Below are 24,254 nucleotides of genomic sequence, written 5' to 3' on the forward strand. Positions count from 1 at the left end.
GGCAGCTTCAGGCATCGGGATGGACGCAGCCGGACGTCGTCGACGAGGTCATGGCCGAGGCGCCGAGGTGAGCCGCCGGCGACGCCGCGTTCGGCATCGGGTTGGGAACCTGCGCCGAAATGTGGGCCTGACATGCTGGACCGAAATCCGCTGCCGGGAGACCTGCGGGCACCCGGCGCCGACGGATCCATGGCGATGGCGGGAGAAGCACTTGGTCTGACGGACACTCCCGCAGGCCGCGCCCCGCCCGGGGCGAACACCGGCCATGCTAGATCGCCTCGGAGACCCCGTCCCTGGCGTAGGTCTCGCTCTGCACAATCGACAGCAGCACCCGGTCGACGAACCGGGCCGCGGTCTCCTCGCTGATGGGCTCGGAGCCGAGGCAGAGCTGATGGAACGAGACGGCGCTGATGACCATCAGGATCTCGGGGTCCAGTGCCGACGGATTGGCCTCACCGCGGGCGATGGCCTCAAGCAGCAACTGGCGCAGACCCGACAGGCTGGCCGTCATCAGCCGTTCCCGCAGCTCGGCCAGCGAGTCGGGATCCCGATAGGACTCGGCGACGACGCTGCGGGCCGCGCGCCCGAGCGTGCCCTCGAATTGACTGACCCGCGGAAGGTACTCGATGAGATCGGTGCGCAGGTCACCGGAAGAGGTGAACGAAACCGCGGTGGGCACGAACGGCGCGATCGAGTCGTAGATCATCTGATCCTTGTTCGACCACCGCAGGTACAGCGCACGCCTACTGGTACCGGCGCGGCGGGCCACCCCGACCATCGTCAGGCCCTGATAGCCGAGCTCGGCCAGCTCCTCGCGAACGGCCTCGCACACCGCGTCGCTGACGTCGGCCGTGGATCGTCTCGTCCTCTCGCTCACCGAACCAGACTAACGCGGCGGGGTCAGAGGCGTTTCGGATTGACGATGACGACCGCCCTGGCACGCTTTCACCGCTCGTCATCGCGCCGCGTTCCTCCTGACTGCAAGCACCACGCCGGTTCCTTACGAGCTGGTGCGTGATTGCGGCGGCGATGTGACTGGCTGATCGGGGGCGTTTGGTCGGCTGGTGGCGGTGCGGTCGGAGATGTGGTCGGCCGGGGTATTGCTGCCCGCGGGGCCCGGCCGCAGCAGGGCGGGGCTATCCAGGACGGCTCCGACGCCGTGATCACACCAGCCACACCAAGATCATCCCAACCCCACCGGCACTTACGGGACAACGCCTTCGGCGGCCGACCGCATCGTCGACCACCTCGGCCCGTGTCCTGCGCTCCGGCCGCGCAGGCGGTTCCGCAAGGAGACCGTGCTGATCGTCGACGGCACCCTCGTACCCACACGCGACCACGCCGTGGCCGAGAAGTCGAAGAACTACCGATACTCCACCAACCACCAGGTCGTCATCGATGCCGACACCCGCCTGGTCGTCGTGATCGGCCGACCGCTGCCCGGCAACCGCAACGACTGCAAGGCGTGGGAACTGTCCGGTGCGAAGAACGCCGTCGGCCGTACCACGGTGATCGCCGACGGCGGCTACCGCGGAACCGGCCTGATCATCCCGCACCGACGCGAACGCGGCCGGGCCGAACTGCCGGCCTGGAAGGAAGAACACAACACCTCCCACCGCAACGTCCGCGCCCGCGTCGAGCACACCTTCGCCCACATGAAGACCTGGAAGATCCTCCGCGACTGCCGCCTGAAAGGCGACGGCGTCCACCACGCCATCCTCGGCATCGCCCGACTCCACAACCTCACCATCGCTCGATCGCTACCCCGGCTCCAGACAGAGCCATGCCCGTGATCAATTACGGGACAACGCTTAGTGGCGTGCGGTCCTCGCATGGCGCGTCACTGCTTCCAAACGGGGGTGAGTCTCTTGGGGCCCGGCGTCTTGTTCCCCCTCTTTCCGGCGTTACTTGAATTGCGGCGAATGCTTCAAACAAGACGCCTCGCTTCTGTTCGAGATCGTACTATCCGGCTGGCCACTTCTTGGTTACGTCGCCCGGTGCTTCATTTCCGACCTGGGTGGCCATTTAAAACTGCTTGCACTCCCGGCGTAGTGTCTTCACTTCCTTTTCCAGCTTTGGTGCCAGTCGGTAAAACATCTCGCTACTGATATTGTCTGCGTTTCATTGCTGCTCCAACTCGGCCAGTTTGTCTGCCCTCTGCGTAAGCTGAACTGCCTTCGGCCATGTGATGTCAGGCGAAATGAAAGTTGCCTGAGCTTGCTTCAGCTTCGCCATGAGCAAGCGTTGAACTTGCTCATCCACCATGGGCCCTGAGATTGAGTTGCGAGAGCATGTGGTGCGGGTGTAGACGTAGGGGCTTCGCTTGCTGCTGGTTTTCGACCCGCCCATCGGGGTGTTGCAGACTCGCGTCACCTGCGTACCGTCTGCTGCCTCATCCGGGAATCGGTACTGGCAGCGCAGCAGCGACGAGCTGAGGTATTTGATCGTCTTCGGTATGCCGGTGATCCGTGGAGTGCAAGAACCGCGGGCGAGGTACGTGCTTCCATCCCCGAAGGTCGCGCACAATGCACTCCACTCCTCCGGTGCGCAGACCGGTTGCCAAACACCCACGATCGGAGAGCCGTCGTCATCCAGGACGAGGACGCCACGGTTCGCGCGATAGCCACACACCCGTGGAGCGGTCATCATCTGCGTGACGGTCTGCGGGATGATCTCACCGCCCCGGCTGCCCCTCAGCCCGAGCCGTTGGCCTCGGCGCACAAGGTGCTCACGCCTTCCCCCTGATCCGCTCGCGGATCGCCCGGGCCAGAAAGCCCGCTTCGTCCGGCCGCAGAGTTGTCCGGTCCTCCTCCCAGCCGAAAGGGCGGGGGCCGCTGTGGGGGAGGCCGTCGAGTATGCGGTCCTGGTGCCAGTCGCGGGTGCGGCGTTTCTTCTTCAGGGACTCCGCCTTGTTCACGGCCGCCATGACACCGGTCTTGATGATCTCGCTCTCCTCGGTGAGATCCATCGGTCCCGACGGGGTGTAGAAGCGCCGACTCGTGTCGAGCGTCAGGGCGTCCTCGAAGTCTTCCCAGTCCCGGGCTGTGCGTTGCACGCCGTCCTGGTCCACGCAGATGACCCCGTGCACCGGGTAGCCCTCGGGGGTGTGCCCGCGCCGCAGGTCACGAAGCATCGCTAGAAAGTCGGTGCGCACGACGCCCCGCTTCGAGGCCGGCAGGTCGTTGTCGGTGTACCGGTGGACGATCACCGCGCCGTGTCGAGTGGCGTTCCTGTTGCTGCGGCGGTGCTGGTTCGCCACGCCTTGCCAGCCGACCACGACGACGTGGCGGCCTTCCTCCGGTTGTGCTTGCGCCAGTCGTCGCAGATCCGGGAGTACGCCATGAGGAAGGCCGAGTGCGGGCGGGCAAGCTCCGCTGGGGAGCGAGGCCGGCGGCCTTGCCTCGCAGGTGAAGATCGGTTGGGCCTGTCGTGTCGCTTGGAGTAGGGCCGACAGCCTCTGGATTGGGTACTGCGTCTTCTTCCCGGCTCCACGGCCTCGCAAGGTGGGCCGCACGGACCCGGTCGTGCGACGATGCCGGGAAGAACCGCCTGGCCGACGCGACCTCCCCGTACCTCCTCCAGCACGCCGACAACCCCGTCGACTGGTGGCCGTGGTCGCCCGAGGCGTTCGAGGAGGCTCGGCGGCGGAACGTGCCCGTGCTGTTGTCGGTGGGTTACTCCGCGTGCCACTGGTGCCAGTGCACTTAGACAACCAGGTAGCTGTGACCTGGGATGTTCACAGGGAGCGTCAGTATGGACACGTACGACGAGGAACTTGGCCACAAGATAGACGCCTGGGTCCGGGAGCAGCTGACGGCTTCGCCGCAGTGGGCGCCCGAGCAGTACATCAGCATTAGTTAGGCAGCACCTTGAAGGCGAGGCTTTGTCCACCCAGCGCGACGGGTAGGTGAGGTGAGAGCACGCGTCCGCGAAGAGGAGAGCCCGCGCAACGGCGCCGCAATGTCCGCATGGGCACACCCCGACCCCGCTGCTTCGAACCCTCACCGCCCAGGAAGCCCGCGCATTCCTCGCGGCCACCCACGGCCACCGGTTGCACGCGCTGTTCGAACTCGCCCTCCACGCCGGACTCCGCAAGGGCGAACTCCTCGGCGGAAGACCGCGCCACGGGCACCGCCGCCATCCGCTGCACACCCCAGCGCGCCAGCGCCGGCGGTTTCGCCACGCTGCCCACCAAGACGCGGGCCTCCGAGCGTCGCATCGCCCTCCCCGCCCGCTGCGTCCCGTTGCTGAAGCTCCACCACGAACAGCGGCAGGGTGAGTGCAGGGCAGCAGGCACGACATGGCAGCACGGCGGGCATGTGTTCACCGCTACGCAGGGTGGACCGATCGACCCGACCAATCTCACCCGCGCCTTCATAGTGCTCCTTCGCAAGGCTGGCCTTCGCCGCATCCACTTCCACGACCTCCGGCACTCGACCGCAATATTGCTCCTGGATCAGGGCGTCGAACTCGTCGTGATCAAGGAACTCCTCGGTCACGCCCACATTGGCGTCGCCGCCACCGTCTACGCCCACGTCCGACCGTGCCGCCAGCAAAACGCCATCGGCGCCCTCAGTATCGTCCTAGGCAGCCCGGAGACCACCGAGAAGGCCAACGGTGACGGCGCTGAACTGCCACGCTGCACCGCGCGTCCGCTGACGTTGCCGTCAACTACTACCTTCACCCCAAACAGAAGCTCCGCCAGGACACAAATGGCGGGCTTCTAGTTTGCCTCAGCGACTACTGATGTTCGCCGCCTTCTATCCCGTCTCGACTCTATAGCGCGCTCGGAGTCTTGCCGCGAGAGCAGATGCCCCTCCGATGCCGGCGTCAATCTCCACCGACCACCAGGTGCTGTCGCTCGCAGTTAGAACCAAGGGGAATCCTGCAAAATCGCCCGCAGTGAATCGTTCTGGATCAAGCAGGCGATGTTCTCCTGCTGCTACGAGCAGCAGATCGAAGCACTGGCGGACACCGGTCGCGAATTCCCGAACCTGAGTCCACGACATGACATACCCCTGCGGCGAGGAAGCTATCTTCTGCCGGAAATCTGCATATTCCAGACCGGTCGCCCCCTGCACAATCCCGTCAAAGTCGAGTACAGACCACACCCAGTTGTTGTCCGGGACAAGGGAGAGTAGGCTGCCGAGACCGACTATTCCGCCTTCAGTGTCATGCATCCGGAATTCTAGAAGTTCGCTCATCGGTCACCCCAATCCAACGGTTCCGCGCCATCGCGGCTTCGGGTGCCGCCGGTCACGTTTTCATTCCAGGGATGCTGATGCGGATTGTCATGGTTCTGCGGCCTCCCGTGATCAGTAAAGTCGACATCCCGGACGGGTTTTTCGTCTGCATCGAACTCTCGGGCCTGAGCGTACGGGGGATTGCGCCTGCTTCCCTTCACCCCAAGTTGTGTGTGTGGATAGCCGGCGGCCGCCGGATCAGGAGCTGGCTCACCAGTCCGAGGATCCCTCGGAAGCTCTCGGTCGGGAAAGCCCCGAGGTGTATTGAAATTTTGAACGAGTACCGGTGTCTCGCCCGCCAGCACATAACACGTATGAAGGTCGGCCTCGGCAGGGGAACTAGCGTTCTGGTCGGTGGGGCTCAAGCCCAAGGGGTCGGTTTGAGCGAACGGATTGCCGACGTAGGCGTTGGCGTTCGGTGCTGCTGTCAGGCCTAGGGGGTCGGGGGTGGTGTAGTGGGCGATTTCGGGGTCGTAGTAGCGGTGGTAGTTGTGGTTCAGGCCGGTTTCGGAGTCGTGGTACTGGCCGGGAAAGCGTAGGGGGCAATGGACGCCGCTGTCGGGGGTCGCTTCATGTATTCCCCACAGAGTTGCGTTTTCATGCCACGCAACGCGCCCGTCGGTGGTGACAAGTTCTCTCGGAGTGCCGAGGTGGTCGGTGATAATCGCATAAATGGTGTGCTTGGGATCGTCCGATAGAGGACGACGATGGGTCTGGGTGACGGCCCGGTGCGTGCCGGGTTGCCAATCCCAGCTAATGGCAATGGAGTTGGCGTCCTCGGGGTGCTGGATTTCCTCCGCGAGGCGGGTGCCGTCCCAGGTGAAGGCCGTGCGATGCCCCGCCTTGCTGTTGGACCCGAGGCGGTGTTTGCCCGTTCGGCGGCCGAGGGGGTCGTAGGTGTAGCGCCAGCGGGTGCCGTCGGGGGTGGTGACTGCGGTGAGGCGGTCGTCGGGGTCCCAGGCGTACGTGGTGACGTCCCGGCGGCCGGAGAGCGTGCGGCGGACGGTTCGGGTGCGGCGGCCCTGGGCGTCGTGGTCGTAGGTGGTGCGGCCGGCCCGGCGGACGCGGGTGGCGGTGTGGGTGCGGGCGCCGATGGTGGTGGGGTCGGCCGGGGGTGCGGTGGTGTGGGTGAGGTTGCCCAGGAGGTCGTAGGCGTAGGTCTCGGTCCAGGTGTCGGAGCGCACCGCGGTGACGCGGCCGGCGGGGTCGAGGTCGTAGTGGCGGGGGCCGGTGAGCAGGTCGGTGATGTGGGTGGGGATGCCGTCGGCCCGGTAGGTGTACGTGCGCTGCTGGAGGATCTCGGCGGTTGCGCCGTCCGTGGGATGCGCCTGGACGGTCTGGGCGGTCAGGCGGTGGTCGATGTCCCAGGTCTGGGTGAGGGTGGTCTGCGTGCCGAGGGTGCGGGTGGTCTCGCGGCCGGCCGGGTCGTGGGTGAAGGTGAGGGTTTCGTCGGCGGTGCTGAGGGTGCGGGGGCGGCCGTTGGCGTCGTAGGTCCAGACGGAGCGGACGCCGGTGGAGGTGGTGCGGTGGGTGCGGCGGCCGAGGAGGTCGTAGGCGTTGGTGAGGATGCGTCCGTCGACGTCCTCGGTGAGCACGCGGCCGCAGGCGTCGTAGGTGAACTGCACGGTGCTGTCCGGCGAGGTCGCTCGGACGAGGCGGCCGGCGGAGTCGTGCTCCAAGGTGGTGGTGGCGCCCTCGTCGTCTGTACGGGCGATGGTCCGGCCCATGGGGTCACGGTGGAGGCGGACGGCCTGGCCCGCGCCGTTGACGCGTTCGGTGAGGTGTCCGGCGGCGTCGGTGCGGTAGGTCAGGACGCGGCCGTCGAAGTCCTGTTCGCCGGTGAGGCGTCCGGCGGGGTCGTAGGTGTAGGTCCAGGTGTGGTCGTGGGGGTTGGTGACGCGGGTGAGGCGCAGTTCGGTGTCGTAGGCGAAGGTGTAACGGGCGCCGTCGGGGGCGGTGCGGGCGGTGAGCAGGTCGAAGGGGCCGTAAGCGAACGTGGTGTCCTCGCCGAGGGGGCCGCGGTGGCGCAGGAGGTTGTTCTCGGCGTCGTAGGTCCATTCCTCGCGGGCGCCGCCGGGGTGCACGCGCCAGGCGGGGAGTCCTTCGGTGGTCCAGCCTGCGCGGGTGGTGGCACCGACGGGATCGGTGATCGCCGTGGGACGGCCGAAGGCGTCGCGTTCGATGCGGGTGGTGTGGCCGAGGGCGTCGGTGATGGTCAGCGGGAGCCCGGCGGCGCCGGTGGTGCAGTGGTGGCGGTGGCCCAACGCGTCGGTGGTGCGGAGCAATCGGCCCTGGCTGTCGTGGGCCCAGGTGGTGGTGGCGCCCGCGGGGTCGGTGGACGACACGGGGTTGCCGCGGTCGTCGTAGGTGTGGTGGCGGGTGGTGCCGTCGGGCTGGGTGACGCTGGTGGGCTGGTGGAGGTCGTTGTAGGTGAGGGTGTGGGAGGCGCCGTCGGGGCGGTCGAGGCGGACGACGTCGCCCCGGGCGTCGCGGATCAGCCGGGTGGTGCGGCCGAGTTTGTCGGTCCAGGACAGTAAACGGCGGTAGCGGTCCTGCTCGATCCGGACGCTCGCGCCGAGGGTGTCGGTGATCGCGACGACCTGGCCGGTGTCGTTCCAGTGGTGGACGGTGTCGTGGCCGAGGGAGTCGGTGACCGTGGTGGTGCGCGCGGGGAGGTCGTAGTGGAAGCGGGCGGCCATCAGGCCGTCGGGGCCGCCGGTGCGGATGACGCGGCCGGCCGCGTCGAACGTGTAGTGGTAGCGGACGCCGTTGCGGTCGGTCCAGCCGGTGATGCGGTCCCGGTCGTCGTAGGTGAAGGTCAGGGGCTTGCCGGAGGAGTTGGTGACGCTCGTCAGCCGGCCGCGGCCGTCGTAGGCGAGGGCGACCAGGCGGGTGCCGACCCCGGTGCCGTCCAGCAGGCGCAGGGCGGTGACGCGCGGGCCGGCGGAAGTGGTTCCGGTGTCGACGGCGATGCGGTAACCGCCGCTGTGCCGCACCTCTTTCGGGCGTCCGTCGGGGTGGTAACGGAACTCGATGCGGTGGTTGTTGCGGTCGGTGACGGCGGTGATCCGCCGGGTGGAGCCGCGGGGGGTCGGCACGGCGGACGCGGTGGCGAAGTGCCGGGTGACGCCGGTGAACGGGTCGTGGATCCGGATGCCGTCGTCGTCCTCGGTCAGCGGGTGCCGGGCGCCCTCGGTGGGCAGCACGCTCTCGCCGGGGTGGGTGGGGCGCGGGTAGTGCAGGACCGCGCCGTCCGGGGAGGCGTAGTGCACGCCCCCGGCATCGACGTCCACGCGCTGGTCGAGGGTGGAGGACCAGGAGCGCCCGAACCACAGCCCCTTGAGGTAGTGGGAGGCGTGCGACCGCTTGAGGACCAGGGGGAGGATGCCGGGCAGGGCGGCGTCGACGTGGGAGAGGAACATCTCGCCGGTGACCACGTCCACCGGGTCGCTCGCCCCGACCCGCTCGTGGTTCTCCACCGACTCCTGGACGGGGGACTCGATCCCGGTCAGCGGTTCCTGCGCGTCACCGCCCCGGAGGCGGACGTCGGGCTCTTCCGCCTCAACCTCCGGCGCGAGGGCAGGCGGTAGGGCGGCATCGATCCCGTCCGCATCCGTGTCGGGGGACGGCTGCTCGGCGTCGGCGGGCGCGCGGGTCGGGATGGGCGCCTCCGGGGTTCCGTTCTCCACGAGGACGGTGTCGGCCTCCGCTGCGGCGAATACCTCCGCCCCTTCGCCGGAAAGGATTCCAAAGGCTCCTGCGGCTTCCGTCCTGTCGACGCCGGCCGGTGTGCTGTCTGCCTCCGGTGTGCCGGGGGAGTCGTGATCGCTGCTCGGCCCCTCCGGCGGGCTGCCGTCATGCCCGGAGATGTCGGTGGTGTCACCGTCGGTCGGCTGTCCTTCCGCGGTCGGCGGGTGTTCCGGGCCTCCGGGCTCGATCCGGCGCGTCTCGGCGTTCTGCGCCCGGTGGGCGTCGTCGGAGCCGGTGGCCTCCGCAGCGGCGGGGGTGGGAGGCGGCTGACCTGCGTCCAACGGGTGATGGGCATCGAGGGTGCTCGCCTGCGGGGGAACGTCGATGCTGCTTGTGCTGGCGGAGTCCGGGATGGGGGCGTCGGTCGGGGGTACATCGGGGGTGTTCGTGGAACGGATTGCCGGGTTCGATTCGGTGGTCGCGTCGAGGTCGGCGGGTGCTCCTTCGGCTTGAACCGGTCCGGGAAGCTCCGACTCCGCCGGAGAAGCCGCGCCCGCGAACTCGGCCTGTCCCACGCTGGCGGGCAGTTCGTCGCCGCTGTCTCCCTCCGCAGGGAAGGGCATCGCCTCGGGCGACTCGTCGTGCGTCCCCGGCAACTCCCCAGGAGGCTGAGAGGCCCCGACGGTCGGCTCACCGCCCGGCCACACTGCCCACGGCAGGGGCAGGCGCGACTCGTCAGCCGGCGGGGTGTCAGCAGAAGTGTCCGGGCTGGAATTTTCCCCAGCGGGCGGGGCGTCGGGGGCATCGAAGACGGCCGCGTCGGGTGGCGTGGCCGGCGCCTCGTCCGGGGTGGACGCAGGCGGGTCGTCGGGCGCCCCCGACGGGCTGTCCCATCTCATGAGCTTCCCTTCGCGGGAGCCGCGGGCCGGACGTCGCCGTAGAGACGGGTGTTCGGCCAGTCGGAGGTGAGGTGGAGGAAGGACAAGGTGTTCTTCAGCCGGACGGCGGGATCGGGGTCGCCGTCCAGCAGTGCGGTCGCCACGTCGACGGCGGCGGGCACGGCATGCCCGGCAGTGACCTCGGACGCCGGTTTGCGGTTGTCGGGGTGACACTCGAACGCCCGGAACTGCTGGGCGGTGGTGGCGCCGGGCAGGTCGAGCCCGCGGCGGCGCCACGCGGCCGTGTCGGGGTGTGGTCGGTCAGCCGTCGTGGCCGTGACGAGAGCGCGGCAGATGTCGACCCAACGGAACGGTCCCGCCTGCCAGTTGGTTTCTGCGCCGTCGCAGGCCGTCTGTGCGCCCGCCAGTTGGCCGCGGGCGACGGAAACGAGGTGTGCGGCGAGTCCTGCGGGGTCGTAGTGGAGGGCCAGGGCGGCGTGGCGGGTCTCGACGGCGGTGTGGACGCGGTGGGCGACGGCGCATTGCAGGGTGCGGGGCCGGCTGCGTTCGCGCAGTCCGGCCAGCCAGTCGGGGTCGGGCTTCGGAGAGGGTTCGCCGGCGAGGTGGGCGACGGTGAGGAGTTCGAGCCACAGGGTGAGGCGTGCGTCGTCGGCGAGGCGGCCTGCCTCGGTGATTTCGCGCAGGGTGCAGGGCCGGGCCTGGCAGAGCGGGCCGCAGGCGACGCTGCGGGGCTGGACGGGCGGGACGTGATCGGCGTGGGTGGCGTCCTCGGTGTCCTCGCGCAGCGGCATGGCGGTGAGCAGGGGGCGGTCCATGCCGTCGGTGAAGACGGCGGCGCGGCCGGACGGGAGGGTGACGAGGTGGCGGGACTGCTCGTCGGTGAGGTTCATCGTGGCGCCGACCGTGTCCCGGTCGTCCTCGGCCGGGAGGCGGTGGACGATTTTGACGGCGGAGTTCTTGATGACGTCCGGGATGATCTTCGACGGGATCTGCTCGGCGACGACGACGCCCTCGCCGTAGGCGCGGATCTCGGCGAGCAGACCCGCGAAGAGCTCGACGGCGTGCGCGGCCGGGCTGCCCGGCTCCGCATGGCGCAGGAGCCGGTGGGCCTCTTCGATGACGGTGACGTGGTGCAGGCGGACCGGGCCCGCTGTCGCGCGGTGGCGCAGGTGCTCGGTGATGCGCAGCAGGACGGCGCCGATGAAGAACGCCTTGTCCTGGTCGTTGCCGATGTCCTCCAGTTCGAGGACGACGTTGCGCTCCAGGAGGGCTTCCATGTCGAGGGGGTGGCCGCCTTCGAAGAAGCGGCCGGGGGTGCCGAGGCGGAGGCTGGCGATGCGGACGTCGATGAAGCCGCGGACGTTGTCGGTGATCTCCCGGCTGTAGCCGATCTCCTCGACGACCTGGAGGGCGGCACGGCGCAGATCCCCGAGTGTGGGATAGCGGGGCTCGATGGTGGGGTTGATCGGTTCGCTCAAGGTGACGTCCCAGCCGGCTTCGCGGTAGCAGCGGGTGAGGGCGTGGGCGAGGACCTGGGGGAAGGGCTCGGCGGCCTCGAAGGCGGCGAGGAACAGGGCCCTGACGAGGTCGATGTGGGTTTGCAGGGGGAAGCCGGGCTCGGGTTCCAGGGGGTTGAGGCAGGCGGGTATGACGTCGGGGTCTCCGGGGCGGATGACCAGGACGGTGTCGTGGCCCCGGAGCCGGCCGGCCATCCGCGCGTACTCGGACTTCGCCGGCTCGATCACCAGCCACGGCACGGACGGGTTCCGGCGGCTGAGTGCCTCCAGCAGGGTACGGACGCTCTGCGACTTGCCCGCGCCGGTGGCACCGCAGACGAACGCGTGCCGGTTGAGCGTGGTCAGCGCGACCGGCAGGGGAGCGGTCGGCGCGTCGTCGTGATCGAGAACGTGCCCCAACTCAACGCCCTCATCGACGGTTTGGGCTTCCGGGGTGACGTCGAAGGTGGAGCGCTCCACCATCCGCACCCCGGGAACCTCTGTTCCCGGCACCTGCGCGAGCGCGGAGAGCAGGAACGACCCGGAGAGGAAAGGGGATTGCTGGTCGCCGCCGCTCCAGGAGTTGTCGGCCTTGGTGTCGAGCGCGGTCGCCAGGCCGTCGACCGGTGGGAGGGGCGCGAGGGCGTAGGGGGTGGCGGTGAGGTCGAGGCCGGCGATCAGGAGTCCTGCGACGCCGGCAGCCGCACCGGGGTCGGGGCCGCCGGCCAGCAGGTGGGTGCGCCACATCCCGGTCGAGCGGGCCGCGCGGGTCTCGCGGTGCAGCCGGGCGAGACGTTCGGCGCGCACGGTGTAGTCGGGCGAGGAACCCCGGGCACGCGCGTCGCGTTCGGCCGCCGCGAGCCGGGCCGCCTCGCGCTCCAGCTCGTCCGGCGGAACCGGGTACGCCAGCAACAGCCAGGCGAACGGGCCCTGCCAGGCCCCCAGCAGGCTCTCCTCCAGGAGTCCTGCGGCGGGCGACGGTGTCCGGTCGGGGTTCAGCAGGGGAAGGAGGGCGTCGACGGTACCGGCCAGCGGCGACCACCAACGGTGTGCGGCCAGGCCGGCGGCAGCTTCCGCCGGGGCGAGGGGGCGACCGCGGGTGCCCGGAGGGAACGTGAGAGTGGTGGGACAGGTCCGTGCGGCGGGGGTGGTCGCGCACAGTACGGTGACCGGCCCGCCGGCCCGGGTGCGGGACCAGGACATCAGCAGCGGCCGCCCACCGGAGGCCAGGTTCCGGTGGTAGGCGGCGACCACGGCTGCCTGTCGGTTGGCAGGGCGAACACCGGTCGCCGTTCGGGGGTCAGGTGAGGGCGCCGGTCGGTAGATCTCCTCGACCCGGCACAACGGGCCCGCTATCTCCAGCCAGGGGGCGACCGGATTCCTACCGGGCCGGGGAAGAGGGACCGGGAGGGAAGGAGGAAGGTTCATGGGAGCCGCCTCGGCCCGCTGCGCCGAAGCCCGGCCCGTGAGGCTGCCTGGGTGAGAGCCTTGCCGGCGTTGCGCAAGCTGTCGGCCCCCCATCCGCCGCTCGTCCGCTCGATCTCCGGACGACGCGGGCCGGGGACAACGGCGTGCTCCTGCGGCGGACGAAATGACTCCGGGGGCGGCACGGATTCTGCCGGGTTCCGGCGCAGGAGGGCGATCTCCGGGTTGATCTCCACCGGCCCGACCCGGGTGTGCCCGTCGCTGTGGTCGACCAGGACCATGGCGTAATCCGGCAGTTGCTGAAGTGTTCTCGGCTCGACGGTGTGCTCGAAGACGCGCTGGCGGGTGCTGGTGTCCGACCAGCTCGTGCCCGCAGCCTCGTTCACGCTGCGGCCCCAGTTGCGCGAGATGTTCCACGTATAGGAGTCGGACGTACTCCACGTGCGGGAGCCGGAGCCGAGGAAACCCGGCCCGCCCCCGCCTTCGCTGGACCCCTTCCCCGTGGTGACACTCTCGCCCAGCGAAGCGCCGTCCGAGATGCCGAAGCTGTGCGTCTCGTTACCGCCGAAGGTATGGGCCAGCTGAGAGACCTCGAAGCGGTGCTCACGACCGATGAAGTCCGCCGCCCGCGCCGCCTCCTCGTGGTTGCCGAGCCGCATGAAGCCCACCGGTCCCGCGCCCAGCAATCGCGCCACCGGCTCGCGCAGATGCCGGAACATCACCACCAGCCGCACCCCGCGCCGCTCGCACATGTCCGACAGCCGCTCCACGTGCCGGACCGCCAGATCGTCCGCGCCCGCGACCACCAGGGTCGCCACCATCCCGCCCAGCACCTGCCGAGCCGCCCACGCCACGATCAGGTCAGCGAGGAACTCCCCACCGCTGCTGCGCCATTCGGTCGACATCACCACACACCGCAACTCCGCATGAGGACGGGCGGAGCTGCGGCTTCCCAGCTCCCCGAGCTGATGGGCGAACGCCTCGATCCGCCGCAGACTCTCCGACGAGCGCATCCGGTAGTCCTCGGAGAACAACTCATCCATCACCAACCGGCGCTCGGCGTCGCCCAGTTCACCCTCGCGAGCCGGCTCTCCCAGCAGCACCCGCAGCCCGGCGGCGATCCGCGGCATCGACAGACCACCGGGCTCAAGGGCCTCGCACACGGCTGTCAGCAGCCGAGTGTCCATCATCCGTTCACCCCGGTCCGCATCCTGTAGACCCCCGTAGAGCGACTCCACGAACAAGTTGGCCAATACCCCAGCGTTCAAGCCCACGATAAGGTCGCTAACCGCCATATCCATGGGCAAAATCTGTACATCGACCGATGTACCCGCAGCCTCCGCACCCCGGGCGAACTCACGCACCACCATCTCGCCCGACAGGTCCAGCACCGTCACCGCGCCACGATCCGTGAGAGCCGAGGAGCCGAACACCGTCACGAACGCCTCCCACCCCCACGAACTCCCGCCCACCACATCGATACGCGCCCACCCCGGCGCGACCGCCACCTGCTGCCACTCCTCCAGCAACGCCACCCGCCGCCGCTCCGCCACCTCGAACACCGCACGCCGCTGCGACCACTGCGCCCGTCGCACCCGCAGAAGATCGCGGTGACGCTTGCGGCGCCAGGAACCGTAGGAGCGCACCGCCGCCAGGTGCGCGACCACCGACAGGCACCACACGAGGCCCGCCGCGACCCCGAAGATCACAGCACTCAGGAACAACACGGGCAGCTTGAGGGAACTCACGGAATGGACAGTGCGCCATACCATCCAGGGCAATCCCGCCACCGATCCGAGCAGAACGACGTGCCTGATCCGCAGAAGGCGGGCCAGCAGCTTCGCCCTCGCGTTCACCTCGTACGAGGTCCGGTCCTGCGAGGCATCCCCCTCCGGCGGCTCAGGCTCTTCAAAGGGCCGGAGAAAACGGTTCCGATCGCTGAAGACCCACCCCAGGCGCTCACCCGAAACGAACAGCGCACGCCACGGCCCGCCACCTCCCGTGCCCCACGTGCCCGACACCTGCGCACCCCCGTGGCGTCATCGGGCCCTCGCACCCGAGTCCAGGACCTCACCGCACGACCGAACAGCTAACGCTGCATCAGATTCCCAAGGTGGAACAGACGTAGAACCAGCCATACCGGGAGGACGCATGCGCGCTCGACGGGGCGCCGGGACATCCGCACGGCGTACGGCCGGGTGGCGGCGGGTGCGACGGAGCGGGCGCCAGGTGAATCGCTTTGCCGCTGCGGCCTCTGCCTACCTGCTGTGCCGGGCTTCAGCCGTGAGATTGAACCCGGGAATCACGCTGACGTACGCGGACGACAGGCTGAGCCGGGCCGAAGCTGAAGGGGGCAACGCGCGCGGTGCGCAGGACTACTTGGCCGCGTACACCGTCGCGGTGCACAAGACCGGCCCCGTGCTTCGACAACTCTTCGCACAACCCGACCTGGCAGCTGGGATGTACACCACGGTTCCCCCCAGCAGTCGGCGCCGTTCGCGATCGTGCGGCGGGACCGCGTGGAGTTCGTCAACGGGCAGAAGATCGAGTTCGACCACCAGCGGGGCCTCCCCGCGCCGGCCGACGCCCCTGGTCCGCGGAGGACAGGCCGTGCAGGGACCGCATCTACGTGGCCACCTTGTGGGTGCTTGGCCACCCGCCCGTCCGTCAGGGCGGGACCAGCATCATGTTGAGGGTAGGCGTCACGTGCGAATCGCTCGCCGTCGGCGGTTGGTGCTTCAGCAGCTTTACCTTAATCAAGCCACTTTCCCGTTCACGGCCTCGGCATCTGCAGGTCATTCCAGCAACGGAAACCGTCCGGACCGGAGCAGCGCCACGATGGCGTCGACCTTGGCCTGCGGTGCGGCATAGTCCGGGTGCGCCCGCAGGACGGCAGCGGTGTCGTGCAGGCGGTGGAGCTGGGCTGCGGCTTCTGCCACGCCGCGACCCGACGGGCTGACCGGATGTGCGGTGAACGATGGCATGCGCTGGTTGATGCGGCTGGTGGCGACCGCTTTCGGTACCCGCCGGGCGCAGCGGCAGAACGCTTCAGGGTTCACGAGACCGCACGTGGACTCCATGAACGCGCGGATCCGGTGCCGCGCCCTCTGCAGCCGTTTGCGGTACGCCGCCGGGCTGGTTTCGAGTATCCAAGCCGCATCCGTTGATGAGAGCTCGAAGATGTCGCCGAGCACGAAGGCCACCCGCTCGCCGCGCTCCAGGCACTGCAGCATCGACTGGGTGCAGGACAGCCGCACCTCCTCGGCCAGCACCGCGGCCTCCGGGCCCTGGTAGTCGACGTCCGCCAGCCCGTCGGCCAGGTCGGCCCGGAACTCGTCAAGGCTGAGCTGCTGCGCCTCCCGCGGGGTCTTGCGGCGAAGGTTGAGCAGGTAGTTGACGCCGATCCGGTACGCCCAGGTCAGCAGCTGCGCCTCGCCGCGCCAGGACGCCAGCCGCGTCACGACCCGGATCAGGATCTCCTGAGTCGCGTCCTCGGCATCGGCCGGCCGCCACGTCATCCGCAGCGCCAGCCGGTAGAGCGAATCCTGTAGGAGGCGGACCACCTTCTCCAGGGCTGCCTTGTCGCCGTCGACGGCCCGCGCTACCAGTTCGGCTTCGTCCGCCTCCGCGCTCACGGCCTCGCCGCCTGCGTGACCAGCGCGTGCCGACGCAGCCAGTCCGCGATGGCCGCTCCCATCGCCGCAGGCTGGTCCTCAGGTATCTGGTGGCCGCCCGGCCCGACAGATACGACTTCGACACCGGCGAAGCTCTCCGCAGCCCAGCCGACCACCTCGGGCGACCCCAGTCCCACGCCGCCCTCCACAGCCATGATCAGCTTCGGCACCCCGGGAGTCCCGGCCATCCAGCGACCGCAGCCGAGAATCACCTCAACCACCTCGGCGGGCTCGCCGTCGAGCGGGAACTCGCGCGTCCAGGCCAGCATCGGCTTCCGCGAGGCTGGCTCGAGGAACGGCGCCCGGTAGACGTCGAGATCGACCGCTGCCAGCCCACCCGCCACACCGCGGGCCAGGTTGACCTCGACGACCATGTTGTCCTCCATGACCATCTTTTCACCCTCGGGTGAGCGGTACGCGCGGAACAGCCCGGCGACCGGGGGCGCGAGTTCTTCCGAGCGCACCGGCCGCAGGAACGTCTCGGCCACCGCGATGCCCCGGACCCGCCCGGGATGCCGAGCTGCCCAGTCCATCGCGAGCGTGCCTCCCCAGTCATGGCCCACCAGCACCGCGTCGTCCAGGCTCATCGCATCGAACCAGGCGTCGAGGTAGCGGACGTGGTCGGCAAGACGGTAAGCGAGATCGGGCTTGCCGGACTCGCCCATGCCGATCAGGTCCGGCGCCAGGCACCGGGTCTGGCCCGACACGTGCGGAATCACGTTCCGCCACACGTACGACGAGACGGGGTTGCCATGCAGAAACACCACCGGGATGTCGCCGGTGCCGGCGTCGCGGTAGCTCATGAACGAATCGAGCACCTTGATGTTGGCCATGACGCGGATCCTTCCTCGTGAAAGCTCTTCTCACTCGGTTGGACACGCGCTGTCGTCCACTGTGACCGCGTCAACGCAGAATTCCCTCAGAGCACGTGACAAAATTTCGTAGGGCTGGCCTGGCGGGGGCAGTGACCGGTGTGCTGATCCAGCCGTGTGCATGGCATGAGCATGCGGCCGTGGATCGTGGACGATGACCTGTGGGCGTTGATCGAGCCGTCGTTGTCGCCCTGGCCGGAGCGGGCTCCGGGTCCCCGGCCGGTGGACGCTCCGCGCCACGGTCGCGGAGGCGCAGCGCCTGACGGACGGGATGCCGAACGCCCCGAAGCTGGACGAGGACCAACTCGGGCTGTGGGAAACACGGCCCGAGCGCCCTCCCCGGGCCGGCACCATCGACCTGCTGTGCCGGCTGTACAGCAACAACGCCCAAGGCCTCGGCTTCACCGGCGACTACAAGAACATCAACCAGCCGGCTCCCATGACGGGGAACGCCCGTCCGGAGACGCACCGGGTGCCGGTGCCGGCCAACTCGATCGAACGGTTGGCGGAGGAAGCACGCAAGCAGCTGGACCGCACCCGCGCTCGCGGAACCGTGACGCCCGCACAACTTGACGCGCTGGAGGAGCGGTTGGTGTGCCTGCGGCACGAGTACCTGTTCACCCCGCCGACTCCGATGCTCGCCACGCTGCTGGCGGAACTCGACGAGGTCCGTGAACTCGCCGCGGAACGTCAGCCGGCATCCATGCAGAAGCGGTTGTCCGAGATGGTCGCGCTGCTGGCGACATTGGTGGCCGACGTACTGATCTAGAAAGTCGGTGCGCACGACGCCCCGCTTTCGAGGCCGGCAGGTCGTTGTCGGTGTACCTGTGGACGATCACCGCGCCGTGTCGAGTGGCGTTCCTGTTGCTGCGGCGGTGCTGGTTCGCCACGCCCTTGCCTGCGGACCACGACGACGTGGCGGCCTTCTTCCGGTTGTGCTTGCGCCAGTCGTCGCAGATGCGGGAGTACGCCGTGAGGAAGGCCGAGTGCGGGTGCGGGCGGGCGAGCTCCGCTGGGGAGCGAGGCCGGGCCTGCTGGACGTAGACGACGGCCTGCCTGCTCACGGTGAACTCCCCTTCCCGGAGTCGTGGCCGGATGCGGTCCGGCGCAGCGTCGGTCACGCTGCTGGCCGAGTCGGCGCCGTGCGGCTGGGATCGCGGTCTGATCAGTCAAACGCGGAGAGCAGCCGCGTGTTTGCGCCCGGTGTCCGGGAGGGCTGCTTGCCCCGCCGTACGGATGTCAGTCGGTGTCGTGAACTCGTCCGCCACCACCCCGGTCCGCACCCGCCACTGCGAGGTGTTGAAGGAACGGGGGATGTGCTGCACCTTCGCGCGCCTGGCTGTCCTGGACGCGCTGTCCGCCGCCGGGGTGCCCTATCGGTGAGGACCGCCCAGCGCCAGCGGCTGGACGCCTTTAGTGAGCGGCCGGACGTCTCGACGGTCTACTACCGGACGGTGGAGCAGCTGACCCAGGGGGCGAGCGGGAAGCGGGCTCGTTGAGCCCTGCGCAGTCTGCGGTGTCGGTACCCGCCCGGCAACGGGGCCGCGTCACCTTCTCGGGGACATCCAAAGGTCCTGATCTCCGGCCGGGTCAGGACCTTCGTGCTGCCGGCCCGTGTTCTGTACACAGTCCGGGCGGGGGAGTGGCCGGACCGTTGCACAGACAGAAAGCAGAGTGGCCCGGAACGTCGGCGTTCCGGGCAGTGTCAGGCCGCGGTCGTGGTGCTGCCCGGCTCGGTGGCCTTGTGGTGTTCGGTGTTGATGCGCTGGGCCTGTTCGAGCTGGTCTTCGAGGATGACGATGCGGCAGGCGGCGTCGATGGGGGTGCCCTGGTCGACGAGTTCGCGGGCGCGGGCCGCGATGCGCAGTTGGTAGCGGGAGTAGCGGCGGTGGCCGCCGGCGGAGCGCAGCGGGGTGATGAGGCGGGCCTCGCCGATGGCGCGCAGGAAGCCCTGGGTCGTGTTGAGCATCTCGGCGGCCCTGCCCATGGTGTAGGCGGGGTAGTCGTCATCGTCGAGACGGCCATAGGAGTCGTCTGCTGTCATCTGTTCCTCTCCGGGGACGCGTGGAGGGGCCCTGGTGCCATTGGCACCAGGGCCCCGAAGGAACTGCTACACCATCTGCCGGCCCTGGTACTGCGCCGGCCTACTGTGTCCGCACCGCCGCCGGGGGGCTGGCAGGGGGCGCGGGGATCGCGGTTGCTCGACCGGAGACCACCTCACTATCGATGTCCTGCGGTACCCGGGCTCAAGTCGTCCGCCCGGGCGATCCTGATGGCGCTCGGTTCCTCCGTTCTTCCCTCTTGGTCGGCACTTACTGAAGGGACTTCATCCTGCTGGTACTGCTCACTGCCGGTGATGCGAACTGCTGTGACCTGGGTAAGCGTCACCCTTCGGCAGCCAGCCCCGTCGCCCGTCGTGCGTCTGCTCTGGCTTGGAACCCCACTGCCGAACCTCCCGGTGCGCGCGTCCGCAGCCGACGCCTTCACCGAGGTGCTGCCCACTGACTTCACTGCTGGGTACTGCGAACCGCACTTGCCGGTACTGCCACCGCGTCAACCGCGGTCCTGCTCACGGCGGCCCCTGATCACTGCGGGCCACCCGGTCCGGTCGCCAGTCCCGTCGCCGTCCTGCAACAACCCTGGCTTCGAAACTCCGCCACCGCACCGTCCTGCGAACTGCACCTTCTTGTACTGCCTTGTACTGCTGGCCGGCAGTTCGTCTCTGCCAGGCCCTGTCGATCTCGGCTACGAGAGAAACCATAACCACCCCACCGCTCAATGTCTACTCCGGCCGCCATAGATTTCCGCGTGTCTGGCGGTGCGGTAATCGAGCCCCAAGGGGTGAGGGCGGGAGCGGACGGTCGGCGTCGGGTTGGTGGACCGCAAGCGGAGCACAAGCCCCGGGGCAGCCAGTTGCGGTATCAGGTCATGTCGATCCAGAGATCAGGGGTGACTCGATCTGCAACGCGCTGGCCGAACTCCTGGGCACGGAGAAGGGGTTGGGCGTCGTCGGCCCCGCCGGCACCGTGACCGAGACGCTGCGGCTCGCCGCCGGGCACCGGCCGGACGTCGTCCTGCTCGACGTCGACATGCCGGGCGCCACCACCCGCTGTCCACGATCCGCCAGTTGCGGCAGATCCTGCCGGACGTGCGCATCCTGGTGCGCACCCAGCGCGGCGGACCGGCCTGACGCAGTCGCTGGTGCCGCTCTGCCCGGAGCTTCCCGTCGAAGGCGGTCACCCACCGGGCGGTGTGCGCCGCCGTGCGCGCGGCCTTGGGCGGCCGACGGGAGCGAGGTGACGATACTGCTGTCGGCGGACGGTCTGATCGCGCCCCCGGCGGCCGGGGCGCTCTCGCCGCACGAGCGCGAGGTGATCGGCCGCGCGACGCAGGGCATGAGCAACTACCAGATCGCCCGGTGCCTGGACATCGCGGAGAGCATCGTGAAGCGGCACATGCACAGCGTCTTCTGCGAACTCGGGGCCCGCTGTCGCGTCGAGGCGGCCAACCGGGCGGTCGAACTGGGCCTGATCGACCCCTCGGTCCCGATGCCGTCCCGGCACGCGCCGACAACGGCCCGGGGCCCGCACCGGCCGTAGGCACCCGTGGCCGGTCCCGGGGCTCCGTCCCGTGGAACGCGCGGAGCAGGACGGGCGGCCACGACGCACGGCCGATTCGCGGCGAAGACGGTTCAGTGCCACGGCCGCCGAACACGTCGCCCTCACCGAAGCCGGCGACAGCGGCATTCCGCGTCCCGGTGCAACTCCGGCCCACCGCGCCGAAATTTCGGACCGCCGCCGACCGCGGCGCGCACTGCGGGTTATTGCCTTTTCAGGAACCGCCGCCGCGTACGCGGCGGCAGAACACCGCATCCACCGACCGATATCAGGCGTACGGCTTTCCTCACCCGAAAAGCGAATGGCCCGCCCCGGGACGCGGCGGCCGGGCGCCGCACGGGGGCCACGCCCCGGGTCCTTCACGTCGGAGGTGTCCCGTTCCCGGCCCCGCCCACGTTCCGGCCGGACGACGGGCCGGGCCTGCGCCCGGGGTCGCGCGGCATGCGCTGGCGCCGGGGGACCGGCCGCGCGCCGCGCGGCGGTGCGCCACGGGACTGTCCCGCGCGCCCCCGAGGAGCGCCGCGCCCCGCACGGCGGGGCGGCGCCGCCCTGTGGGGCACCGCGCCGCCCGGGGTGCCTGTAGGCTGACGTGGCTTCACGTGCCGGATAGTTTCGGCTTTCCCGCACGGACACCTATCGCACCTCCTTGGAAGGGCCTTTCTGGTGGGACGCTTGCTGCCGACAACTCCGTATCGCGGGACGAGGGACTTTCTCCCGTCAGAGATGTCCGTGCGGCAACAGGTCTTCCATCGGCTCTACGACGCGATCGAGCGCTTCGGCTTCGTCCGTTACGACGGCCCCATCCTGGAATCCGCCGAGATTTACGAGGCGAAGTCCGGCCAGGAGATCGCCGATCAGCAGCTCTACTCCCTCACCGACCGGGGAGACCGCCGGCTCGCCCTCCGGCCGGAGATGACCCCGTCCGTGGCCCGGATGATCGCCGGCAACGCCGGGCAGCTGCAATTCCCCGTCCGGTGGTACAGCCACGTCATCTGCCACCGCTACGAGCGCCCGCAGCGCGGCAGGATGCGTGAGCACCTGCAGATCAACGTCGACATCTTCGGGTCCGACAGCGTCAACTGTGAGATCGAGATCTTCGAGCTCATTCACGACATGATGTCCGCGGTCGGCGCCACCCGGGACATGTGGGTGCTGCGCGTGGGCGACCGCGCGCTGCTGGAGAGCATCCTGACCGATGTGGTCGGGGTTCCCGCCGACCGGCTGCAGGCGACCACGTCGCTGATCGACCGCTGGGCGAAGTCCTCACCCGAGCAACTCGTCGCCGATGCCGGCGCCCTCGGGATCGACGAGAAGCAGTTCGGTCTCCTCGACGACGTACTCAACAGCGGGTCGGCCGTCCTGGAGCGGGTCTCCGACGAGGCTCGCGAGCGGTCCATGCTGGCGCGGGTCCTGAAGAGCAGCGCCGCCGACCTGATCACCTTCGACCCCTTCATCGTGCGCGGCCTCCAGTACTACACGGGAACGGTCTTCGAGGTCTTCGACCAGCATCCGAAGAACAACCGTTCGCTCTTCGGCGGCGGGCGCTACGAGGACCTGGCCGGCCTCTTCACCACGAAGCGGATCCCGGGCATCGGGTTCGGCATGGGCGACGTCACCCTCCACGACTTCCTGGAGGGGCACGGGCTGCTGCCGACCCCGCGGGCCGAAGTGGACGTCGTCGTGATCCCGCTCAGCCCGGACCTGGCGACGGACTCCCGGATCGTGGCCCACGACCTGCGGCAGTCGGGTACCCGGGTTTCCACCCCGCTGGAGCCGCGCAAGCTGAGCAAGGAATTGGCACGTTCGGACGCCTCGGGGGCCCGGGTCGCGGTCATCATCGCACCGGACGAATGGGAACGGGGCATGGTCGCGGTGCGCGACCTGACGTCCCACGAGCAGACCGAGGTGAGCGCCGCCGACGTCGTGGCCGAGGTCAACAAGCTCCTGCGGTGCTGAGTCCGGCTCCCTCCGTCCCCGGACCGCCCGTACCCACGGGCGGTCCGGGGACGTTCGCGCCGTCCGGCCGCACCGGGGCCGGGAGGCACTAGTGCCCCAGCCCCCCGGGCGGGCGTCCCGCCCCCGTACGGCGCCGGCCGTCCGGCCGCCGAAGCCCTGTCCGGGCGACGAGGTCGCCGTCGTCTCACCGTCGCGCGGCCTGCCCGGCGACCTGCCGCTGCCCTATGAACTCGGGCTGCGCCGGCTGCGGGAGGACTTCGGTCTGCGGCCGGTGGAATACCCCACCACCCGGGGCACCGGAGCCGACGCGCAGGCGCGGGCGCGGGACGTCAACGCCGCGTTCGCCGACCCGCGGATCAAGGCGCTGATCGCCAGCGTCGGCGGCTGGGAGCAGATCACCGTCCTGCGGCATCTGGACCGCGACCTGATCCGGGCCAACCCGAAGCCGTTCTTCGGGTACAGCGACAACACCAACCTGTTGTTGTTCCTGCGCGCGCTGGGCATCGTCAGTTACCACGGCGGCATGGTGATGACCCAGTACGGCAGACCGGGCGCCCTTCACCCGGTGACCGCGCACTCCCTGCGGGCCGCCCTGTTCGGCGCGGGAGAGTACGAACTCCCGGAGGTCGGCGCGTTCAGCGAGACCTCCGGTCCCTGGACGGACCCGGCGACCTTCGCGACCGAGCCCCCCGCGGAACCCGCCGACCCCTGGTTCTGGCACAACCCCCACGGCGTGGTCGAGGGCGCCGGCTGGGGCGGGGACCTGGAGATCGTGTCCTGGCTGCTGATGGCGAACCTGGCGATCGGTGACGCGGCGGACTACGCGGGCGGGGTCTTCTTCATGGAGACCGCCGATTCCATGCCCAGTGCCGAGAGCGTGTACGTCATTCTGCGAAGCCTGGGAGAAAGAGGGATCCTGGGGCAGTTCTCCGCCGTCCTGGTGGGGCGGCCCAAGACCTGGTCACGCGCGCACAGGCTCGGCGCACCGGAGAAGGCGCGGTTCCGCAGGGACCAGCGGGCTGCGGTGCTGCGTGCCCTGTCGGAATACGCGCCGGACTCCATGGCCGTGTTCAACGTCGACTTCGGTCACACGGACCCCCAGGTCGTCCTCCCGTGCGGCGGACGGATCAGGGTGGACGGCCCCCGCCGGAAGATCGTCGTCACCTACTGACGGCGGGCGAAACCCCCCGGGACCGGTACGGCCGGTCCCCGCCCGCGCAACCCGCGTCCGTCCGCCCCGGAACACCGTCGGCCCCGGGGCGGACGACGCGAACACCGCATGCCCCGGCGCGACGTCCGCACATGAGGCGTTCCCCCTCGACCGCACCGGACTCGACGCGCACGAAATCTCCTCGGCGCGCGCCCGGGGGCTTCGCCCGCCC

15 protein-coding genes and 3 pseudogenes are annotated in these 24,254 nt (G+C 69.4%); 8 read left to right on the forward strand and 10 right to left on the reverse strand.

What is annotated here, in order from left to right; genetic code table 11:
* Positions 1–268 precede the first annotated feature (268 nt).
* Entirely contained in the window at positions 269–877 is a 609-nt protein-coding gene (locus POF43_RS14690) for a TetR/AcrR family transcriptional regulator (protein WP_271322272.1), read from the reverse strand.
* Between the two features lie 328 nt (positions 878–1,205).
* On the opposite strand from POF43_RS14690, the pseudogene POF43_RS14695 reads away from it, so the two are divergent.
* Positions 1,206–1,793 (forward strand): annotated as a pseudogene (locus POF43_RS14695) (transposase); the annotation flags it as partial.
* A gap of 328 nt (positions 1,794–2,121) precedes the next feature.
* Here POF43_RS14695 and POF43_RS14700 read toward each other — a convergent pair.
* Both POF43_RS14700 and POF43_RS14705 read right to left on the reverse strand, forming a co-directional pair.
* Positions 2,122–2,649 (reverse strand): hypothetical protein, encoded by a 528-nt coding sequence (locus POF43_RS14700; RefSeq protein ID WP_271322273.1) that lies wholly within the window; start codon positions 2,647–2,649, stop codon positions 2,122–2,124.
* 79 nt (positions 2,650–2,728) lie between these two features.
* Complete coding sequence (locus POF43_RS14705; protein ID WP_271322274.1) at positions 2,729–3,259, reverse strand: recombinase family protein; 531 nt, start codon at positions 3,257–3,259, stop codon at positions 2,729–2,731.
* Between the two features lie 290 nt (positions 3,260–3,549).
* Here POF43_RS14705 and POF43_RS34875 point away from each other — a divergent pair.
* Both POF43_RS34875 and POF43_RS14715 read left to right on the forward strand, forming a co-directional pair.
* A pseudogene (locus POF43_RS34875) lies at positions 3,550–3,696 on the forward strand (DUF255 domain-containing protein); the annotation flags it as partial.
* Between the two features lie 228 nt (positions 3,697–3,924).
* Positions 3,925–4,607: pseudogene (locus POF43_RS14715) on the forward strand (site-specific integrase); the annotation flags it as partial.
* A 153-nt stretch (positions 4,608–4,760) separates the two neighbouring features.
* Here the strand turns inward: POF43_RS14715 and POF43_RS14720 are convergent.
* From POF43_RS14720 to POF43_RS14745, 6 genes are all read right to left on the reverse strand, one after another.
* Positions 4,761–5,180 (reverse strand): hypothetical protein, encoded by a 420-nt coding sequence (locus POF43_RS14720; RefSeq protein WP_282704590.1) that lies wholly within the window; start codon positions 5,178–5,180, stop codon positions 4,761–4,763.
* Between the two features lie 20 nt (positions 5,181–5,200).
* Positions 5,201–9,274, reverse strand: coding sequence for a DUF6531 domain-containing protein (locus tag POF43_RS14725; protein ID WP_282704591.1), 4,074 nt, complete (start codon positions 9,272–9,274; stop codon positions 5,201–5,203).
* 554 nt (positions 9,275–9,828) lie between these two features.
* The gene (locus tag POF43_RS14730; RefSeq protein WP_282704592.1) at positions 9,829–12,582 is read right to left on the reverse strand and encodes an ATP-binding protein; all 2,754 of its coding nucleotides are present in this window, start codon (positions 12,580–12,582) and stop codon (positions 9,829–9,831) included.
* A 170-nt stretch (positions 12,583–12,752) separates the two neighbouring features.
* Positions 12,753–14,774, reverse strand: coding sequence for a hypothetical protein (locus POF43_RS14735; RefSeq protein ID WP_282704593.1), 2,022 nt, complete (start codon positions 14,772–14,774; stop codon positions 12,753–12,755).
* Positions 14,775–15,548: 774 nt separating this feature from the next.
* Positions 15,549–16,388: an RNA polymerase sigma factor gene (locus POF43_RS14740; protein WP_271312718.1), complete on the reverse strand. Its 840-nt coding sequence runs from the start codon at positions 16,386–16,388 to the stop codon at positions 15,549–15,551.
* A complete protein-coding gene (locus POF43_RS14745; RefSeq protein WP_271312719.1) occupies positions 16,385–17,260 on the reverse strand; it encodes a haloalkane dehalogenase in 876 nt (291 codons plus the stop codon). Before POF43_RS14745 ends, POF43_RS14740 begins: the two co-directional genes overlap by 4 nt.
* Positions 17,261–17,570: 310 nt before the next feature.
* Between POF43_RS14745 and POF43_RS14750 the strand changes: the two genes are divergently transcribed.
* Both POF43_RS14750 and POF43_RS14755 read left to right on the forward strand, forming a co-directional pair.
* Positions 17,571–18,068 (forward strand): hypothetical protein, encoded by a 498-nt coding sequence (locus POF43_RS14750; protein ID WP_271312720.1) that lies wholly within the window; start codon positions 17,571–17,573, stop codon positions 18,066–18,068.
* Between the two features lie 482 nt (positions 18,069–18,550).
* On the forward strand, positions 18,551–18,682 hold the full coding sequence (locus POF43_RS14755) for a hypothetical protein (protein ID WP_271312721.1): 132 nt from the start codon (positions 18,551–18,553) through the stop codon (positions 18,680–18,682).
* Between the two features lie 322 nt (positions 18,683–19,004).
* Here POF43_RS14755 and POF43_RS14760 read toward each other — a convergent pair whose 3' ends face one another.
* Positions 19,005–19,343: a helix-turn-helix domain-containing protein gene (locus POF43_RS14760; RefSeq protein ID WP_271312722.1), complete on the reverse strand. Its 339-nt coding sequence runs from the start codon at positions 19,341–19,343 to the stop codon at positions 19,005–19,007.
* Between the two features lie 1,252 nt (positions 19,344–20,595).
* On the opposite strand from POF43_RS14760, the gene POF43_RS14765 reads away from it, so the two are divergent.
* The 3 genes from POF43_RS14765 to POF43_RS14775 all read left to right on the forward strand — a co-directional run bounded on the left by POF43_RS14765 (position 20,596) and on the right by POF43_RS14775 (position 24,043).
* A complete protein-coding gene (locus tag POF43_RS14765; RefSeq protein ID WP_271312723.1) occupies positions 20,596–20,898 on the forward strand; it encodes a response regulator transcription factor in 303 nt (100 codons plus the stop codon).
* 681 nt (positions 20,899–21,579) lie between these two features.
* Positions 21,580–22,872 carry a histidine--tRNA ligase gene (hisS, locus tag POF43_RS14770; protein ID WP_271312724.1) on the forward strand — a complete coding sequence of 431 codons (1,293 nt, stop codon included), beginning with the start codon at positions 21,580–21,582 and terminating at the stop codon, positions 22,870–22,872.
* Between the two features lie 91 nt (positions 22,873–22,963).
* Positions 22,964–24,043, forward strand: coding sequence for a S66 family peptidase (locus POF43_RS14775; RefSeq protein ID WP_271312725.1), 1,080 nt, complete (start codon positions 22,964–22,966; stop codon positions 24,041–24,043).
* Positions 24,044–24,254 lie beyond the last annotated feature (211 nt).

The organism is Streptantibioticus silvisoli, assembly GCF_027947535.2.
In the GTDB taxonomy this organism is placed as follows: domain Bacteria; phylum Actinomycetota; class Actinomycetes; order Streptomycetales; family Streptomycetaceae; genus Streptantibioticus_C; species Streptantibioticus_C silvisoli.

What these genes read in the sequence shown, in the direction of transcription:
- POF43_RS14760 (WP_271312722.1), bottom strand. Translation starts at nt 19,343, where the DNA reads ATGACAGCAGACGACTCCTATGGCCGTCTCGACGATGACGACTACCCC.
- POF43_RS14750 (WP_271312720.1), top strand. Translation starts at nt 17,571, where the DNA reads ATGCCGAACGCCCCGAAGCTGGACGAGGACCAACTCGGGCTGTGGGAA.
- POF43_RS14720 (WP_282704590.1), bottom strand. Translation starts at nt 5,180, where the DNA reads ATGCATGACACTGAAGGCGGAATAGTCGGTCTCGGCAGCCTACTCTCC.
- POF43_RS14700 (WP_271322273.1), bottom strand. Translation starts at nt 2,649, where the DNA reads ATGATGACCGCTCCACGGGTGTGTGGCTATCGCGCGAACCGTGGCGTC.
- POF43_RS14745 (WP_271312719.1), bottom strand. Translation starts at nt 17,260, where the DNA reads ATGGCCAACATCAAGGTGCTCGATTCGTTCATGAGCTACCGCGACGCC.